The organism is Microbulbifer sp. YPW1, from assembly GCF_013367775.1.
Taxonomy (GTDB): domain Bacteria; phylum Pseudomonadota; class Gammaproteobacteria; order Pseudomonadales; family Cellvibrionaceae; genus Microbulbifer.
Window position 1 is genome coordinate 2125001 of the sequence record NZ_CP055157.1, and the last position, 17226, is coordinate 2142226.

At 55.1% G+C, this 17226-nt stretch carries 12 protein-coding genes and 2 rRNA genes (1 of these 14 running past the window's edge); 7 read left to right on the plus strand and 7 right to left on the minus strand.

Features of this window, described 5'->3' with window-relative positions; translation table 11 throughout:
- The 4 genes from HUW35_RS08890 to HUW35_RS08905 form a co-directional block, all read left to right on the plus strand.
- Positions 1–1881 (plus strand): 23S ribosomal RNA (locus HUW35_RS08890) (it extends 1005 nt beyond the left edge of the window).
- Positions 1882–2093: 212 nt separating this feature from the next.
- Positions 2094–2209 (plus strand): 5S ribosomal RNA (gene rrf / locus HUW35_RS08895).
- Positions 2210–3075: 866 nt separating this feature from the next.
- Positions 3076–4242 (plus strand): glycosyltransferase family 4 protein, encoded by a 1167-nt coding sequence (locus HUW35_RS08900; RefSeq protein WP_181255207.1) that lies wholly within the window; start codon positions 3076–3078, stop codon positions 4240–4242.
- Positions 4243–4312: 70 nt separating this feature from the next.
- A complete protein-coding gene (locus tag HUW35_RS08905) occupies positions 4313–5974 on the plus strand; it encodes an alkaline phosphatase family protein (protein WP_181255208.1) in 1662 nt (553 codons plus the stop codon).
- Positions 5975–6314: 340 nt separating this feature from the next.
- Here HUW35_RS08905 and HUW35_RS08910 read toward each other — a convergent pair whose 3' ends face one another.
- The 3 genes from HUW35_RS08910 to HUW35_RS08920 all read right to left on the minus strand — a co-directional run bounded on the left by HUW35_RS08910 (position 6315) and on the right by HUW35_RS08920 (position 9041).
- Positions 6315–7031, minus strand: coding sequence for an outer membrane beta-barrel protein (locus tag HUW35_RS08910; protein WP_181255209.1), 717 nt, complete (start codon positions 7029–7031; stop codon positions 6315–6317).
- A gap of 101 nt (positions 7032–7132) precedes the next feature.
- The gene (locus HUW35_RS08915; protein WP_255463578.1) at positions 7133–7786 is read right to left on the minus strand and encodes a replication protein P; all 654 of its coding nucleotides are present in this window, start codon (positions 7784–7786) and stop codon (positions 7133–7135) included.
- Positions 7698–9041, minus strand: coding sequence for a DnaT-like ssDNA-binding domain-containing protein (locus HUW35_RS08920; RefSeq protein ID WP_181255210.1), 1344 nt, complete (start codon positions 9039–9041; stop codon positions 7698–7700). The genes HUW35_RS08915 and HUW35_RS08920 overlap by 89 nt, the downstream gene beginning before the upstream one ends.
- Before the next feature lie 93 nt (positions 9042–9134).
- On the opposite strand from HUW35_RS08920, the gene HUW35_RS08925 reads away from it, so the two are divergent.
- The 3 genes from HUW35_RS08925 (at position 9135) to HUW35_RS08935 (ending at position 13107) form a co-directional block, all read left to right on the plus strand.
- Complete coding sequence (locus tag HUW35_RS08925) at positions 9135–10424, plus strand: permease (RefSeq protein WP_219932675.1); 1290 nt, start codon at positions 9135–9137, stop codon at positions 10422–10424.
- A 77-nt stretch (positions 10425–10501) separates the two neighbouring features.
- Complete coding sequence (locus tag HUW35_RS08930) at positions 10502–12748, plus strand: heavy metal translocating P-type ATPase (protein WP_181255211.1); 2247 nt, start codon at positions 10502–10504, stop codon at positions 12746–12748.
- Positions 12748–13107, plus strand: coding sequence for a cupredoxin domain-containing protein (locus tag HUW35_RS08935; RefSeq protein ID WP_181255212.1), 360 nt, complete (start codon positions 12748–12750; stop codon positions 13105–13107). The genes HUW35_RS08930 and HUW35_RS08935 overlap by 1 nt, the downstream gene beginning before the upstream one ends.
- Before the next feature lie 75 nt (positions 13108–13182).
- Here the strand turns inward: HUW35_RS08935 and HUW35_RS08940 are convergent, their stop codons facing one another.
- From HUW35_RS08940 to HUW35_RS08955, 4 genes are all read right to left on the minus strand, one after another.
- Positions 13183–14022 carry a copper resistance protein B gene (locus HUW35_RS08940; RefSeq protein ID WP_255463579.1) on the minus strand — a complete coding sequence of 280 codons (840 nt, stop codon included), beginning with the start codon at positions 14020–14022 and terminating at the stop codon, positions 13183–13185.
- Positions 14023–14033: 11 nt separating this feature from the next.
- On the minus strand, positions 14034–16034 hold the full coding sequence (locus tag HUW35_RS08945) for a copper resistance system multicopper oxidase (RefSeq protein ID WP_181255213.1): 2001 nt from the start codon (positions 16032–16034) through the stop codon (positions 14034–14036).
- 7 nt (positions 16035–16041) lie between these two features.
- Entirely contained in the window at positions 16042–16569 is a 528-nt protein-coding gene (locus tag HUW35_RS08950) for a DUF411 domain-containing protein (protein ID WP_181255214.1), read from the minus strand.
- 223 nt (positions 16570–16792) lie between these two features.
- Positions 16793–17209 (minus strand): hypothetical protein, encoded by a 417-nt coding sequence (locus HUW35_RS08955; RefSeq protein WP_219932676.1) that lies wholly within the window; start codon positions 17207–17209, stop codon positions 16793–16795.
- Positions 17210–17226 lie beyond the last annotated feature (17 nt).

Consider the following 17226-nt stretch of genomic DNA (forward strand, 5'->3'; position numbering starts at 1 on the left):
AGTGGGAAACGATGTGGGAAGGCCCAGACAGCTAGGAAGTTGGCTTAGAAGCAGCCATCTTTTAAAGAAAGCGTAATAGCTCACTAGTCGAGTCGGCCCGCGCGGAAGATATACCGGGGCTCAAACTGATAACCGAAGCTGCGGATGCTCTTATGAGCATGGTAGAGGAGCGTTGTGTAAGCCGCTGAAGGTGAACTGTGAGGTTTGCTGGACGTATCAGAAGTGCGAATGCTGACATGAGTAACGATAAAGGGGGTGAAAAACCTCCTCGCCGGAAGACCAAGGGTTCCTGTCCAACGTTAATCGGGGCAGGGTAAGTCGACCCCTAAGGCGAGGCCGAAAGGCGTAGTCGATGGGAAACGGGTTAATATTCCCGTACTTCTTACAATTGCGATGGGGGGACGGAGAAGGCTAGGCCAGCACGGCGATTGGTTGTCCGTGTTTAAGGTAGTAGGCTGGGGACTTAGGCAAATCCGGGTCCCTAAGGCCGAGAGCTGATGACGAAGCTTACTTCGGTAAGTGAAGTGGTTGATGCCATGCTTCCAGGAAAAACTTCTAAGCTTCAGGCAATTGCGAACCGTACTCTAAACCGACACAGGTGGTCGGGTAGAGAATACCAAGGCGCTTGAGAGAACTCGGGTGAAGGAACTAGGCAAAATGGTACCGTAACTTCGGGAGAAGGTACGCCGGTTTTGGTGATGGGACTTGCTCCCTAAGCTGAGGCCGGTCGAAGTGACCAGGTGGCTGCGACTGTTTATTAAAAACATAGCACTCTGCAAACACGTAAGTGGACGTATAGGGTGTGACGCCTGCCCGGTGCCGGAAGGTTAATTGATGGGGTTAGCTTCGGCGAAGCTCTTGATCGAAGCCCCGGTAAACGGCGGCCGTAACTATAACGGTCCTAAGGTAGCGAAATTCCTTGTCGGGTAAGTTCCGACCTGCACGAATGGCGTAACGATGGCCACGCTGTCTCCACCAGAGACTCAGTGAAATTGAAATCGCTGTTAAGATGCAGTGTACCCGCGGCTAGACGGAAAGACCCCGTGAACCTTTACTACAGCTTTGCACTGAACTTTGAGCCTACTTGTGTAGGATAGGTGGGAGGCTTTGAAGCAGTGACGCTAGTCATTGTGGAGCCATCCTTGAAATACCACCCTGGTATGTTTGAGGTTCTAACTCTGGTCCGTTATCCGGATCGAGGACAGTGTATGGTGGGTAGTTTGACTGGGGCGGTCTCCTCCCAAAGAGTAACGGAGGAGTACGAAGGTGCACTCAGCATGGTCGGAAATCATGCAATGAGCATAATGGTATAAGTGCGCTTGACTGCGAGTCAGACATGACGAGCAGGTACGAAAGTAGGTCATAGTGATCCGGTGGTTCTGTATGGAAGGGCCATCGCTCAACGGATAAAAGGTACTCCGGGGATAACAGGCTGATACCGCCCAAGAGTTCACATCGACGGCGGTGTTTGGCACCTCGATGTCGGCTCATCACATCCTGGGGCTGAAGCCGGTCCCAAGGGTATGGCTGTTCGCCATTTAAAGTGGTACGCGAGCTGGGTTTAGAACGTCGTGAGACAGTTCGGTCCCTATCTGCCGTGGGCGTTGGAAATTTGAGAAGAGTTGCTCCTAGTACGAGAGGACCGGAGTGAACGAACCTCTGGTGTTCGGGTTGTCACGCCAGTGGCATTGCCCGGTAGCTATGTTCGGACGGGATAACCGCTGAAAGCATCTAAGCGGGAAGCCTCCTTCAAGATTAGATTTCCCTGACTCCTTGAGAGTCCTAAAGGGCCGTGGAAGACTACCACGTTGATAGGCTGGGTGTGGAAGCGTTGTGAGGCGTTGAGCTAACCAGTACTAATTGCCCGTGCGGCTTGACCATACAACAGAGATGGTTACTAACGATTACTGATCAGATGATCGATCAGTGGATTGTGCGCCAGACGAGACATACAGTTCTTGCGGTGTATTACTACAGAATGTTTTACCGACTTATTTGGGTTGACTGTTAACTGCGGAAGCAGTGGCAAACGGACAGTCAAGCGGCAGCGCAGAGCACAAGCTCATAAGACCAAGCCAACCCAAGCCAGTTTGCCTGACGACCATAGAACTGTGGAACCACCTGATCCCTTGCCGAACTCAGAAGTGAAACGCAGTATCGCCGATGGTAGTGTGGTGTTTCGCCATGTGAGAGTAGGTCATCGTCAGGCTTCTAAATAAAAGAAAGGGCCACCCATTTGGGTGGCCCTTTCTTTTATTTTGGATACGGTGAATTACTGCCACTACCACGCAGCGCCAAAGCGCTGCCATGTGAGCGGTCGTGCGCGACCCCGGCCGCACCGCAGGTGCAAAGGCACGGGCGCCAAAGGCGTCGCACCGCTCGCCACCCAGTGTAGGTCCGCGGACTACCAGCGACCCACACCACCAGACCGAACACAAAAATCGAACACAAAAAAGGCCCTGCTCGAACCAACGACCAGGGCCTTTTTTTATATCCACACACACCTACAAAACCAAACCCGCCCAAAAAAACACCGTCGCTTTTTTAAACGTTTTCCGCAACCCAACAACCACGCCACTCACACCCAATATCCCACACTTACCCACAGCTCTGTCCAGAGTTTCTGTGAGTAACGCGCCTGTGTATAACTCAAAAAAAGCTAAATAAAACAATCCACAAGTAAATTAAACGGCAGCCTTTATCCCATATTGATCTGGTTGAAAAATATACGGGCGCAGTTTGAAGGAGGTCAGTCCGAATATTGAACTGGTCTCAAGAAGGACTTACAAATCACACTAAACGGTGTACTCTTGAAAACTACTTTCAAGATATTTCGTCCGCCATTCTGGGAATAAAGATAAATAGAATGGCTTAATGCAACTAGTCGATTAAAAAGGCCTGGCGTTAGAAGCCTTCTGAAGGCCGAGCTCTGCTTATTTTTGCCTGTCATTAAGTGTTGTTGACGCAGTGTATAAGCGTGGCTTTTGGCTAAGAACATTGTTTATTAAGTTTTAAGAACTGCGTTGTCCGCAGGTTGCATAAATTAGGTACCGGAAAAGGACTTACGGTAATCCAATGCTGCGTATCGGATTTATTACTAGCCACAACCCGCTCGACAAAAATAGTTTCAGCGGAACTGTGTACTACATGTATCACAGTCTTCAAAAACTACAGAATGTGGACGTTGAAATTGTCTGTCAGTCTTTTCATTCAAAGCGCAACATGGTTGAAGAGCTGCTTTTCAAGTTGGGAAAAAGGCTGGCTAAAGGCGCTGGTTTCTCACCGCTCCATGACTTTTTAAATAGGCTTAAGGTGAGACGGTTTGAAGCCGTATTGAAACCCGAGATAGCGCAGCTTAAAGCGAGGTACGATATTCTCCTGGCGCCTGTCGCCTCTAATATTATTGGACGCCTAAAAGACTTTGAGAAACTTCCACCGATTGTATTCGTAACCGACGCAACCTATACATATCTCCACGAGAATTATGGCCAACCACTAAGACACGAGTATGTGGAGAATGAGCAGAAGACATATAGTAGTGCTGCCAGAATCGTATTTTCTTCCGAGTATATGCTGGGGTTGGCGAAGAAAACTTTTACCGAACAGATATTACTTCAACCTGAAAAATTTACACACTTTCCGTTTGGTTTGAATCTGGATTCATCCGTTTCATCGATCATAAAGCCGCCTTTAAGTGCGGGGGTCAATCTTGTTTTTATCGGGAAGGACTGGGAGCGTAAAGGTGGCCAAGAGGCGCTCGAAGCATTATCACTTCTTACAGAAATGGGAATTCAGGCACACTTGACGATCATCGGGGCATCCCCGGATAGTATTCGCGAAACTTCCCGCGTAACTATTCACCCATTTCTTGATAAAAATACCCAAGTAGGCCAGCAGCAGTTCTCCGAGGTCATGGCTAATAGCCACTTTCTACTATTGCCTACTAAAGCAGATTGCACGCCGATGGTGATTGCAGAAGCGAATGCATTCGGTATCCCGGCATTGGTGTCTAATGTGGGCGGAATCCCATCTTTGGTCGAACATGGTGTTAATGGTTTGTTATTTCAGCCCGATGCTTCGGGCTTGGAATATGCGGAAGTCATCCGTATATGGCTGGATGACCCTGAGGCATATCGTCGTTTTTCAGCGACTAGTAAAAGAGTTTTTGAGGAGCGACTTAACTGGGAGTCATGGGCAAAGAATATTGTTAGAAATGCCCACGAAATACTCGGCTGGGCGTAAGCCTATTGAATTGCATGTGATTTTTAAACTCTCTACATAATTTAATAGTCGCTATTTACAAGGATTGTTTATGACATTGATTGTTATTGGTCTGGACTCTGCGGAACCCTCGATGGTGGAAGAATTCATCGCGTCAGGCGATATGCCGGTACTAAAAGAATTAAGGGCGCGAGGGGCTTACGGCAGGCTCGAGAACTTTTCTGAGTTTACGGCTGAATTACCCTGGACAACCTTTGCTACTGGCGTTATGCCAGAAAAGACAGGCTACTGGACACCGATAAAATATACCGCGGATTATCAGGTTCGTACTCGTGCTGCCTATGAGTATGAAGAGTTCCCTGCATTTTTTGCATTGGGAGACAAATATCGGGTGTGTTGTTTCGATATTCCCCAAATTCGCTTGCAGAAAGGGCTAAATGGTATACAGGTCAATGCTTGGGGCTCCCATTCACCCCAGGTTAGCGCCGCTTCGAGCCCGCCTGAGCTATATCAAGAGATAACGGATAAGTATGGGGTGCACCCGGGGCTACATGCCGATTATGCCCATGCATTATCAATGGACGAAGTGAAACAGGTCTATGACCGCCTTATGGACGGTATTGATCGGCGCGCGTGTGTGGGTGTTGAACTATTAAAGCGTGAGCCCTGGGATCTATTTCTTACTGTCTTTGGTGAGACCCACGGCGCAGGGCATAATTTTTGGCAGTTTGAACCGGACCACCCGCTTTGCGATAGCAATATTCCTGGTAAGGAAGGTTTACCCGAGCGGCCGATGAAAGAGATTCTCATGGCGATAGACCGCGCTATCGGGAAGATCGTCGATTCGGCACCAGAGGGTGCGACAGTACTCGTTTTTTCCGCGCACGGGATGGGTGCCAATACTATGGATATTCCGTCTACGCTCTTTCTGCCAGAACTTATGTACCGCTGGCATTACGGTAGGCCTGCACTGGCAAGTGGCTTGCATTCGACAGAATTGTTACTGGAACAAGAATGGGGCACTTGGACGCGGCATATCTGGAATACCGTTGAGCCCGGCGGCTGGATTAGAAAACTGGCCAGAAAGAAACTACCATCGCGTTTGTATCGGTATTGGGCGCGATACTTCGAGATTGATCAGCCAGATTTCCCTATGTGCCCGGTTAAGGCGAGCGAGCGTTTTAGTGATATTCCCTCCTGGATGCCTTCAGTGTGGTACAGAAACTGTTGGCCCAATATGAAGGGATTCGCTTTGGGGAGTTTTTCGGAAGGTTACATTCGGGTCAATGTGAAAGGGCGTGAAGTCCACGGCGTGGTTGAACCGGGTGATTTCCAATCTGTCATTGACGAAATCCGCGAAGTTCTGGGGGAGCTGCGTTGTGTTCGAACCGGTGAACCAATGGTAGCGAAGACTCTGCAGATGCGGGAAGACCCGCTGGATTCGAATGAGAAACTATCGGATGCCGACCTGGTGGTAACGTGGCAGGAAAAGTTTGCGAGTGATTGCGTCGAGCATCCCAGGTTCGGAACTATAGGACCGGTTCCGCATTTTCGTGCCGGTAGTCACCGTCACACTGGATTCTACTTGGCCGCGGGTGATCAGATTGCGGCTGACGCGCAGGTGGGAGAAGGGCATGCTCTTGATCTGCCGCCTAGCATTTTGCAACTATTAGGCGCAGCAATCCCGGAGTATATGCAAGGCAAGGTAATCTCAGCGTTATTACAACGAAAGGCAGCTTCGGAAGCTTTATAGCGTAGCGGTTTTGTAGCGCCAATGGGCTTTATGCGCTTCTGTCCGCGGATTGGCGTGAGTATGTATCTGGCCCATCTCTGGGCCAGACCAGGCGACTGAACTGGCCGTCGTTTTTTTGTGCACGGCGTACAGCCTAGCAACCATACCGTCTAAGCCCAATATCCCCGGCTTATCCCCAGCTATGTCCAGCGTTTCTGTGAGTAACACGTCTGTGCATAACTTAGAAAACTTTCACAAAATCAATCCACAGCGTTACGGAGAATTATCAACAGATAGACAAAAAATACCCCGCAATGCGAGGTATCTCTGGATCAACGGGATTTTGTGCACAGTTCGGAATTTAGAAGTGCACACTCCAGCCGAGAGAGGCGGACTCAACCTGGTATTCGCCGGAAAGTTCATCGCTACCCACCTCGGGAAAGAGCTCCCACTCTGCACGCAGGCTCCAGCGGTCTTTTATACGGTAACTGATACCGGCACCGTAGCCCCAGTGAAAACCGCTCGTGTTCTGTGAGTAAGTTCCGTCAACAGGGATACCTACAGGCTGCAGGCTTCCGTCTTCCAGCTGGAGAATGGCAATGGCTTCGCCTGACTGGCGGGAGCGAAGCTGGCTCAGCCAGAAGCCGCCGCCGACTTTGCCGAAGAAGCTCAGGCCGGATCCGCCCACGGGAAAGTGTCCGACAAAGAATGCGTTCCCCATGCGGGTAGTGATTCTGTCTTTGACGTTGATATAGGAAAACTGCGGGTTACTCACACAGAAGCTGCTGGTGGCGGTCGCGGTCTGGCGCAGGTCGGCCTCTACGGCCATTAGCGGGCTCCAACGCCAGCCTGCGTAGAGTTTTACGCCTGTGCCGCTGTCCGAGCAGCCGATGAATTCTGCGGATTGCTGATCGCGATTCAGTCCTTCCACGAAGCCGCGGGAACTGGAACAAACGGGATCAAGGGCTGTGCTCTGTAGGCTCAGACCGCCGTAGCGATGTGAATAGAAGTCTGCACTGGCGAGGCTGCTGCCAAGCAGAGAAAGGGGTACCACAAGCAGAAGAAGGGGCCTGACCATGGCGATACCTGCTCTGGAGTCGATGAATTTTTGCGGCAGCCACTCCCGATAAAATCCGTTGGGAAGTGGCCGCAGGACCTTTATACGGCCCTGATATCACATCATATTTTGAGCTGTGCGCGCAATTCCGCCAACTTCTTGGCATTTTCAGCTTTTGATAATGGCTTGGCGGTCTGGTGTTCGAGCTGTACCTGCTGTGGTGCCGGCAGCGTTTCGCCGGCCATCAGGCGTTCACATATTTTCTTATAGTGCGCAGCAAATACCGGGTAAGCGGAAGATTCGGGATTGTTGGCGAGAAAGAACCAGTCCGCCGCGCGACCGGCGTGGTACACCGCCGGGTGACTCCAGTTATGGTTCGCCTTGGGGCTCGGTGCGTTGCACGCTTCGCGGTAGGCCGCACGGGCCTCGGGCAGGCCATTTTCGCCCTCGGCACACAACTGGAGCATACGGTGTACGTTAGGCAGGAACTCACACTGGCGGATGGCGCGCTTGGCGCCGGCAACCATCTGTTCCGGTGAAAAGCCGGAAAGGGACTCCAGCCACAGCCGCTTGGCGTGGTTCAGTGTCTGCACGTCGGGGAAGGCCGAGTTGAACTGATTGTGATAGCTGAGCTTGAGCAGTCCGAATACTTCGTTCAGTGCACGCTTGCGCGCGTCCAGTTCGGGATCACCAGTTTGTGTCTGTGACGATGTCCCAGACTGATGTGTCCCTTGTGCGCTGGTTACCTGAGTGCCCGGATTCTTGTGGCTTGCCATGATGTTGTCCTATCGCGAACTTGTTGCGCTCGGCCCACTGGTAGCGCGCGTGGCGCACGAAGACGGCGTCCCAGCTCTTGCGCGCTGCGCCCTGTTCCCGCCAGTAGAGACGGAATTCGGGGACCAGGCCGAGGGCAAATTCACGGTCGATTTCACATTGATTCAGTAGATGCCCGAGACAGTCGCTCGAAGGCTGCCAATTGCGGGAAATGGGCTTGGCGATCGGGTTCTTTTCGATCCCCTGACAGTAGTAGGCCCATTCGATCCGCGCGTATTCGATAAACTGTTCGCCCCAGCGCGCGCTGTGACCGCCGCGCTCGAGCCACTTGTAGATGAATTCCGGCAGTAATTCTGCGGCAAAACTGGGGTTGATGGCCAGTCGGCGCATCTGCTCCCAGGTGTGTTCGCTGGGTTGCCAGTCCCGGGTCATGGGTACCGGCTTGCGCTTCTCGATAAACGGGGTGTCCTGCTTCTCCCAGTCTTCGGTAACCCAGTCGTTAAACTCGAGATCCCAGGACACCGACTGCTTGCCGCTATTGCGATGGTACTCGACAAAGCGTTGCAGGCAGCGACGCACAAAGGTGCTGGGAACCCCCTCATCAGAGAGCTTGCTCAACGTACCCTCATCGGGATGCCAGGATTCCGGCAGTGGCTGCTTGCGTCCGTGGGTCGCGCGGAATGCCTCCCACTTGTTCTTTACCTGTTTGAGGAACAGGGAGCCGAAGGAGTGCCGGCTTTCGCCGCGATCACGCCAGTAGGTGACGAATTCAGGCACTTGCTCCCGGACGAAGTGCTCCGGAATGCCCAATTGGCTGATACGCGTCAGGGTCTCGTTGTCTGGTGTCCAGTTGGGGCCAATGGTATTCGCACTGCGCGCCCCGTATGTGTCGCCGGACGTGCCGCCGCCGGCTTGACGCGCCGAGGGTGGACGGGCAGTCCCCTGGGAGGCGGGCGCCGGGAAGGCGAACTTGAGCAGGCCGCTCTCCCCATAGGGCGCAGCGCCCAGCAGTAATGCCCCCTGATTACGCAAGCTGGTGGCGACACGCTGCACGTCGGCAGGCTGCCAGAACGGTAGCAACTGCTGAAGCTGATCACCATTGATCGTATACCAGTCCCGTCCGGGATGGGCTTCCACACCCAGGAACGGCAGTAGGTCCCCCAATGCGGTAAGCAGCACCGCCTCCTCCAGGCCGAGGGTCGCGGCCAGAGTCGGGGAGAAGTGGAGCGGTCTTTCCGAGAGCAGGGGATGTTTCATGGCGCGATTCTACCACTGCCGGGGCCGGGTTACAGGGTACAACGTCAGGTGACTGGTGGTTCCGGTCTGGTTTCGCCGGTGGCGACTGCTAGAGTGTCAGAGAGCTATCTATTAACCGCCATACGTCGTCATTTGCGCCTTGTACTCAACCTCGATAACCCGAGCGCCATGCAAACCTTCCTCTCCCAGTGGCACCAGTCCGCACTCACCACCCTCGGCCTCTTCTGGATGGCATTCTGGGCTTTTGCCCTGGGCTACCTGATCAGCAGTATGGTGCAGGTATTTGTCACCCGCCGGCGAATGCGTGAAAACCTGGGCAAGGCTGACGCGCGCAGTGTCGGCCTCGCTTCTTTTTTCGGGTTCATTTCCAGTTCCTGTTCTTTCGCTGCATTGGCCACCACGCGCGCGCTGTTTGCCAAGGGCGCCTCACTGATTCCTTCGCTCGCATTTCTGCTCGCATCCACCAATCTTGTTATCGAGCTGGGTATCGTGATTGCGATATTTCTCGGTTGGCAATTTGTGGTGGCGGAATATCTGGGCGGTATTCTGCTGATCCTGTTGATGTGGGCGCTGGTGGCCGTCAGTTTACCGAAGCATCTGGAAAAACAGGCGCGAGAGCATGCGCGTGAGGCGGAAGACAGCGATGACGGAAACGAGGATTCCCCCAACTGGAAAAAACTCCTTTTCTCACGTAAAGGTTGGGCGCGAGTTGCGAATCGTTATGTCATGGAATGGCATATGGTATGGCGGGATGTCACGGTCGGGTTTACGGTGGCCGGGATCATTGCCGTATTTGTGCCAAAAACTTTTTTCCAGACACTTTTTATCGGAGCCGGTGATGCCGACCCGGCGTTCTGGCAGGTGTTAATGCAATGTATCGTGGGGCCTGTCGCCGCGTTTTTTACCTTTATTGGCTCGATGGGTAACATTCCTCTCGCTGCAGTACTGTTTGGTAATGGTGTTGCATTCGCTGGCATTATGGCGTTTATCTTCAGTGATCTGGTTGTACTTCCGGTCTTGCGTATTCAGGCCCGCTATTACGGTTGGAAAATGGCACTGTATATTCTCGCGGTGTTTTTACTGATCCTTGTCGCGAGTGCCCTGCTGCTTCACTACGGGTTTGCCGCGTTTGACCTGTTACCGGACCCGGCCTCTGCCAAGCAGGTGGTGGATCGCGATTTTTTCAAAGTTGATTACACCCTGTTTTTCAATATTGGATTTGCGCTGATATCCGCTGCATTTTTTGTCTGGCGCTTTTTTCAGTCGGGGATGCCCGCTCTAAAAACCGCTTCAATCAAAGAAAAAATATTGCTAGCCCTGGCCGTGGTCGCGCTATTCTGGCTCGCCGTGGGTGCGTTACTACCTCTGTGGACTGATGTCTGAAATACAGTATTTGCATTGCCCTGGGGGGAAGCTTTTATGATGGCTGCATATAGGGTAAGCACAGGATTTAGCAGATTATGAGCCAGAAGCAGAAACAGGTATTCGCCCTCAGTGGTGCATCCTGCGCCAGCTGTGTACGCAAGATTGAAAGTGCCCTTGAGAGTGTTCCCGGTGTCGAGGATGCGAAGGTTAATCTCGCGGAAAAGACACTGTCGGTAGTGGGCGATGTGGACCAGACGCGCTGCATACAGGCGGTAGAAGAGGTCGGTTACGGCGCCAAACCCGCCCGTAAGGACCCCCGCGAACAGCGGGAACAGCAAAAAGCAGAAGACAAGCGCCATTATCGGCAGCTTCTGTGGCGCTGCGGGGTGGCGCTTGGTCTCGGGATTCCGCTGATGGCCTGGGGATTGATTACCGGCGAGATGACCGTGACTACCCCGACAGAACAACTCGCCTGGGGCGCCGTTGGGTTGCTGACACTGGCGGTCATGGTGTTCTGCGGGGGGCACTTTTACACCGGCGGCTGGAAAGCGTTCCGCCATCACAATGCGAACATGGATACCCTGATCGCACTGGGTACTGCGGCTGCCTGGCTTTATTCGATGATGGTGGTACTGGCGCCGGGACTGCTTCCCGAAGCGGCGCGACATGTGTATTTCGAAGCCAGCGCGATGATTATCGGTCTGATCAACCTCGGTCAGGCCCTGGAGGTGCGCGCGCGCGGTAAAACCAGTGCGGCAGTAGAAAAATTGCTGGAGTTACAGGATACCAGCGCGAGAGTACTGCGTGATGGCGAGGAAGTGGATATACCACTCGAAGACGTCCAGCCCGGTGATCGCATGCGGGTGCGTCCGGGAGAAAAGGTGCCGGTAGATGGTGTCGTCAGGGTGGGCAGCAGCCTGGTGGACGAATCCATGCTTACCGGCGAACCGGTACCGGTGAAGAAGGTTGAGGGCGATGCTGTTTCTGCGGGTACCCTGAACAAGAACGGCACCCTCATTTTTGAAGCACAGAAAGTCGGTGCGGAAACCCGCCTGTCACAGATTATTGAAATGGTGCGCAACGCACAGAACTCCCGGGTCCCCATTGCACGTCTGGCGGATCAGATCTCCGCGATATTTGTGCCGACGGTAATGATCATTGCGGTGTTGGCCGCACTGGTCTGGTTCAACATCGGACCGGATCCGAGAGCCGCCCATATGCTGGTGGTGCTGACATCGGTACTGATCATTGCCTGTCCCTGCGCGCTCGGTTTGGCAACGCCCATGTCGGTGATGGTGGGTGTAGGCAAGGGGGCGGAACACGGTGTTCTGATTCGCAACGGCAAGGCCCTGCAGCAGGCCAGTGATCTAGACACACTTGTTGTGGATAAGACTGGAACCCTGACCGAGGGCGCGCCGAAACTGACCGATATAGAAACGGATTTGGATGAAGATACATTGCTCGCACTACTGGCGTCCCTTGAGGCCGGCTCGGAGCACCCCCTGGCGGAAGCCATAGTGCAGGCAGCGAAAGAACGAGATCTGCAACTATCGGAAGTAGAGGATTTCGAGGCGATTACCGCGCATGGCGTACGCGGCAATATAGGTGGTAAACAGGTGCTGCTGGGCAATCGCAAGTTGCTGGAAAGAGAAGGTATTCCGGAAGGTGACTGGCCGTTGCAGGCAAAAGCACTGGCGGAACAGGGGCGCACCGCAATGTATGCCGCTGTGGATGGAAAAGCGGCCGGTGTGATCGCCGTTGCCGACCCCATCCGCGACGATGCCAAAGCCGCGGTCGCGCGGCTGCAAAAAGCCGGTCTGACGGTACAGATGCTGACCGGTGACAATCGCGCTACCGCCGAAGCTGTCGCCAGGCAACTGAATATCGACGAAGTACACGCGGACCTGCAGCCCGAAGACAAGGAAAAACTGGTGTCCCAACTGCAGGACAAGGGCAAAAAAGTCGGGATGGCCGGGGATGGTATCAACGATGCGCCAGCGCTGGCCCGTGCCGACGTGGGGTTCGCGATCGGTGCCGGTACCGATGTGGCTATCGAGACCGCCGATGTCACCTTGATGCGCTCGTCCCTGCATGGTGTCGCCGATGCGATCGAGCTGTCCCGCGCGACTCTGCGCAATATCAAACAGAACCTGTTTGGGGCCTTTATTTACAATACGCTGGGGATTCCCATTGCCGCCGGGGTCCTCTATCCGGTTACCGGCGCGCTGCTAAGCCCGGTAATCGCCGGTGCAGCCATGGCGTTTTCGTCGGTGACCGTGGTGAGTAATGCCAACCGATTGCGCTTTTTCCGTCCCACGCAAGTTGCAGGGGAGAAGAACTGATGAGTTTACTGGTGAATATTCTCGGCTTGTTGCTGATCGCTGCCATCGTGTGGTGGTTCTGGCTGGCCGGGCGTAAAAATGGCGGTGAGCACTACTCGGATACTCTGGAAATACTGGTGAAGGACGGTGTGTATGATCCGGATCGAATCGAAGTGCCCGCCGGCGAGGAAATCACTTTGCATTTCAGGCGGGAGGACCCCAGTCCCTGTGCCGAGTATGTTGTGTTTTCAGATCTGGATATCAGCAAGCAACTGGCTGTACACAAGGTCACCGAGTTGAATCTTCCGGCTCTGCAAAAAGGCGAATACCCTTTTACCTGCCAGATGAAAATGTACCGGGGACTACTGGTTTCCCGATGAATAAAATCGACAAATTACCGTGGAAGCCCGCAACTGTGAAAGCAATCCGGGGCAATCATTGCCCCGGATTTCAGTTTAGAACCAGGCGTGCAGCCCGATCACCCAGGTAGTTTCGCTGGTGGACTCCCCTTCGTCGCGGACGAAATCTGCGGTGTTACCGAATTTTTTTTCATAGTTCACCCCGATGTAGGGGGCGAACTGCGGCGTAAATTCGTAGCGTAACCGCAGCCCCGCCTCGATATCGGAAAGCCCGGAACCGGTGTGGAACTCGGGTGTATTCTGGCCGAAGAAATTCATTTCGATTTCCGGGCTCAGAATCCACTGCTGGGTGAACAGCAGCTCATACTCGGCTTCCACCCTCAGTGCGGTGTCCCCCTCTTCGCCGACAAACAGCGATGTGTCCACTTCGAAGAAGTAGGGCGCCAGTCCGTTCAGGGCAAGGACGCCCCAGTTGCGGCTGTCGCTTTCCAGTTCGAAGTCGTGGCGCACGCCCATCTGCAGATCCCAGTAGGGGGCAATGGCGCGGCTGTACAATGCCTGCAGTTCGGCTTTTTCGATTTCCCCCTCTTCCTGTTCCACCTCTGTTTTGAACCACGCCTTGTGCTTGTCACCACCGAACCACACGCTGCCCTCCAGCGCGCCGCCATCGTGCTCGCGCGCCTCCAGTTGGTCGATGGTGACCTTGGTCAGCAACACTTCGTGATCCATCACATGATCGGGTTCATTGGGGGCGTGGCGGAGATTCGCTGCCGCAGGTGCGCTGGCATCCTGCTGCGCCGGCTTGCCGTGCCCCATATGCTGATGCGCCGCGTGTTCGTCGCCCTGCATCGATTGGGGGGGATGCGTGTGCGGTTCTTCCGCGGCGTGCGCCAGTGGCGCCGCCAGGGTTAATGCCAGTAAGGTTTTCTTGTTCATTTGCAGACTCCTCATACCACACGCACCTCCCGGAACATGCCGGGCATGTGGTAAAGCAGGTGGCAGTGGTAGGCCCAGCGGCCGTAGGCATCTGCAGTCACCAGGTAACTGATCTTGGAGCCCGGTTGCACGAGGATGGTGTGTTTGCGCGGGATATATTCGCTGTCGCCGGTTTCCAGCTCACTCCACATGCCGTGCAGGTGAATGGGGTGCGTCATCATGGTGTCGTTCACCAGAGTGATGCGGATACGCTCGCCGTACTTCAGCATCAGGGGCTCGGCATCGTTGAACTTGATTCCGTCCATCGACCACATGTAGCGGTGCATATTGCCGGTGAGATGCAGTTGCAGTTCGCGGGTGGGCTCGCGCTTGTCGAGCGTGGGCGTGAGGTTGCGGATATCCGCATAGGTGAGCACGCGGCGGCCGTAGCGGGTGTCGTGATCGCGCAGGCCGATGCCGGGATCGTTCAGGCCATTGCCGGGCATTTCCGCACGCATATCCACGCCGTAGCGATACTCGCTGGGTAGATGCACGATGGGGCTGTTGCTGCCGTGTCCCGCGCGGCCCAGGCCATCGGTAAACCAGACACCCTGCATGCCGCCGAGCTCGGGACGGCCGCCGTGCAGACTGTACTGCCCGGCACTACCTGATTGCATGCCTGCGTGCTGGGAGTGGTCCATGCCGCTCATGCTGCCCATGTCGTGGCCGCTGTGGTCCATGCCCCCCTTACTGCCCATGTCGTGGCCACTGTGATCCATGCCACCCATGTTGCCCATATCGTGGCCACTGTGATCCATATCACCCATGTTGCCCATATCGTGGCCGCTGTGGTCCATGCCACTCATGCCGCCCATATTGTGGCCGGAATGATCCATGCCCATGTCGCGGTGAGTGAGGACCGGGGCGTAATCCATCGCCGGGACTTCGGCGCGCAGTTCCGGGTGCGGTGTCAGGGTGCCGCGGGCATAACCGCTGCGGTCGATGGTCTGGGCGAAGAGGGTATAGGCGCGGTCGTCTACCGGCTCAACCACGACGTCGTAGGTTTCCGCAACGCCGATGCGGAACTCATCCACGGTAACCGGTTCGATGTTCTGGCCGTCGCTCGCCACCACTGTCATTTTCAGTCCCGGAATCCGGATATCGAAAATCGACATGGCGGAGCCATTGATAAAGCGCAGGCGCACCTTCTCTCCCCGTTTGAACTGCGCCATCCAGTTGCCATCCGGGGTCTGTCCGTTCATCAGATAGGTGTAGGTGTAACCGGTGACGTCGGAGATATCGCGATCGGACATGCGCATCTCGTTCCACATCTTGCGGTCCTGCCAGGTCTGGGCGACGCCTTTCTGACGAATCTCGCTCCAGAGATCACCGGCGGTACGGCGCCGGCGATTGTAGTAGTGTCCTTCTTTTTTGAGCTTGGCGTATATATCGTGGGGCGATTCGTCGCTCCAGTCGGAGAGCATCACCACGTAATCGCGATCGCAGGCCACCGGATCTGGCTCTGCGGGATCGATGACGATGGAACCGTAGTGCCCCTGCTGTTCCTGGAAATCCGAGTGGCTGTGGTACCAGTAGGTGCCACTCTGGTTTACCGCAAACTGGTAGGTAAACGTCTCGCCGGGGCGGATGCCGTTGAAGCTGAGCCCGGGGACACCATCCATACCCGTGGGCAGGATAATGCCGTGCCAGTGGATGGAGGTGTCGTGGGCCAGATGGTTAGTGACATTGAGGGTGACGGTTTCTCCCTCTTTCCAGCGCAAGATGGGTCCGGGCACCGAGCCGTTGGTGGCTACCGCGGTGCGCTCACGACCGGTGAAATTCACCGGCTGATAATTTACGTGCAGATCAAACTGGTTTCCGCGCAGTGTCTGCGGCGTCGGATTGGCACGGGGTGAGGCGCTGCTGGCTCTCGCGGGCATACCCAGCAGCGCCGCGCCGGCGGCAACACCGGTGACAAAGCGCCGCCGGGACAGAGCCGGCAGTGCAATCTGGGGTTCTCGGGATCTGTTCATGAGTACCTCAGTGTTGTTGTTCAAAACGGTCGATGCTCGCGTATACCGCGGTGCTGCCATCTTTGTTGAGCTGTAGCACTTTATAGGGAGTGAAGCGGTCGCCCACTTCCATGCCGGGGCTACCCAGGGGCATGGCAGGTACCGCCAGGCCGCGCGCGCCTGCGGGCGGGTTTTGCAGGAACTGGCGAATCAGTTTTGCCGGGATATGCCCTTCGAAAACATAGCCGTTCGGTGACACGCTGGTGTGGCAGGATTGGAATTCCGCTGCAATCTGGTACTTGTCCTTGACGGCATTCAGGTCCGAAACGTTCTGCGCGTCGACTTCGAAGCCGTTGTCGGCGGCGTGTTCCACCCACAATTTGCAGCAGCCGCAAGTGGCGCTTTTATAGGTGGTCAGCGTAGAGGCGATGGGGGCGACGGCCGCGACATCGGGGCTGTCTTCACCCATATCGTGGTCGTGATCGGCTTTGGCGCAGGCGGTCAATGCGAGCAGTGCGGAAATGGCGAGGCTGCGCAGAAAAACATTCTGTTTCATAAATCAATTCCAACCTTGTATTGGTCACGTTTGCGTGACGGTACTGTTTTGGTGACGGTGTTGTTTTGCTAGTAGTGCTGTTTGGATAGTGGTGCTGGGCCCGGTTTCGACAGTGGGATACGGACGACAGCAAAACGCACGCGATGACAAAACGCGGAGCGCTGATATCGCAAGAGTTTGAAATGGGGGAAAGTGCGCCAGTGGGTGCGCGGGGATCCCCGGGTCAGGCAGACCGGGGTGGTTTGATCAGGGATTCGGGCTCGGCAGACGAGGCGAGATCCCGGTAGGTCACTTGCAGGGCAGTACGAGGCATGGGGATGCCGGCCGTTTCCACCGGCGGCAACACGGTTGCGCAGTGGCTGGGGCAGCAACTGCAGCTCGCATTGCACGGCTCACCGGTGGTATTCACACCAGTAGCGGAGGACTGCGCACAGTGGTCAGTACTGCTGGGCGATGAAGTGGCGGGCATATCTCCACAATGCGCGGATGTCTGCGTGTTATCCATAGCCTGGTGGTGGGTGGCTTTGACCTTGGAATCAGGATTGCCACCCATGTCCATGACCGAGGCTTTGGCCATTGCCGGTGCTGACATTTCCGCGCACGGCTGTGCCGCCGCCTGTCCGAAGACAGACAGCATCATAAGCGTTGCCATGATCC

Excerpts from the sequence above, each read along its gene's own strand:
- HUW35_RS08900 (WP_181255207.1), top strand. The coding sequence starts at position 3,076 with ATGCTGCGTATCGGATTTATTACTAGCCACAACCCGCTCGACAAAAAT.
- HUW35_RS08905 (WP_181255208.1), top strand. The coding sequence starts at position 4,313 with ATGACATTGATTGTTATTGGTCTGGACTCTGCGGAACCCTCGATGGTG.
- HUW35_RS08910 (WP_181255209.1), bottom strand. The coding sequence starts at position 7,031 with ATGGTCAGGCCCCTTCTTCTGCTTGTGGTACCCCTTTCTCTGCTTGGC.
- HUW35_RS08915 (WP_255463578.1), bottom strand. The coding sequence starts at position 7,786 with ATGGCAAGCCACAAGAATCCGGGCACTCAGGTAACCAGCGCACAAGGG.
- HUW35_RS08920 (WP_181255210.1), bottom strand. The coding sequence starts at position 9,041 with ATGAAACATCCCCTGCTCTCGGAAAGACCGCTCCACTTCTCCCCGACT.
- HUW35_RS08930 (WP_181255211.1), top strand. The coding sequence starts at position 10,502 with ATGAGCCAGAAGCAGAAACAGGTATTCGCCCTCAGTGGTGCATCCTGC.
- HUW35_RS08935 (WP_181255212.1), top strand. The coding sequence starts at position 12,748 with ATGAGTTTACTGGTGAATATTCTCGGCTTGTTGCTGATCGCTGCCATC.
- HUW35_RS08940 (WP_255463579.1), bottom strand. The coding sequence starts at position 14,022 with ATGAACAAGAAAACCTTACTGGCATTAACCCTGGCGGCGCCACTGGCG.
- HUW35_RS08945 (WP_181255213.1), bottom strand. The coding sequence starts at position 16,034 with ATGAACAGATCCCGAGAACCCCAGATTGCACTGCCGGCTCTGTCCCGG.
- HUW35_RS08950 (WP_181255214.1), bottom strand. The coding sequence starts at position 16,569 with ATGAAACAGAATGTTTTTCTGCGCAGCCTCGCCATTTCCGCACTGCTC.
- HUW35_RS08955 (WP_219932676.1), bottom strand. The coding sequence starts at position 17,209 with ATGATGCTGTCTGTCTTCGGACAGGCGGCGGCACAGCCGTGCGCGGAA.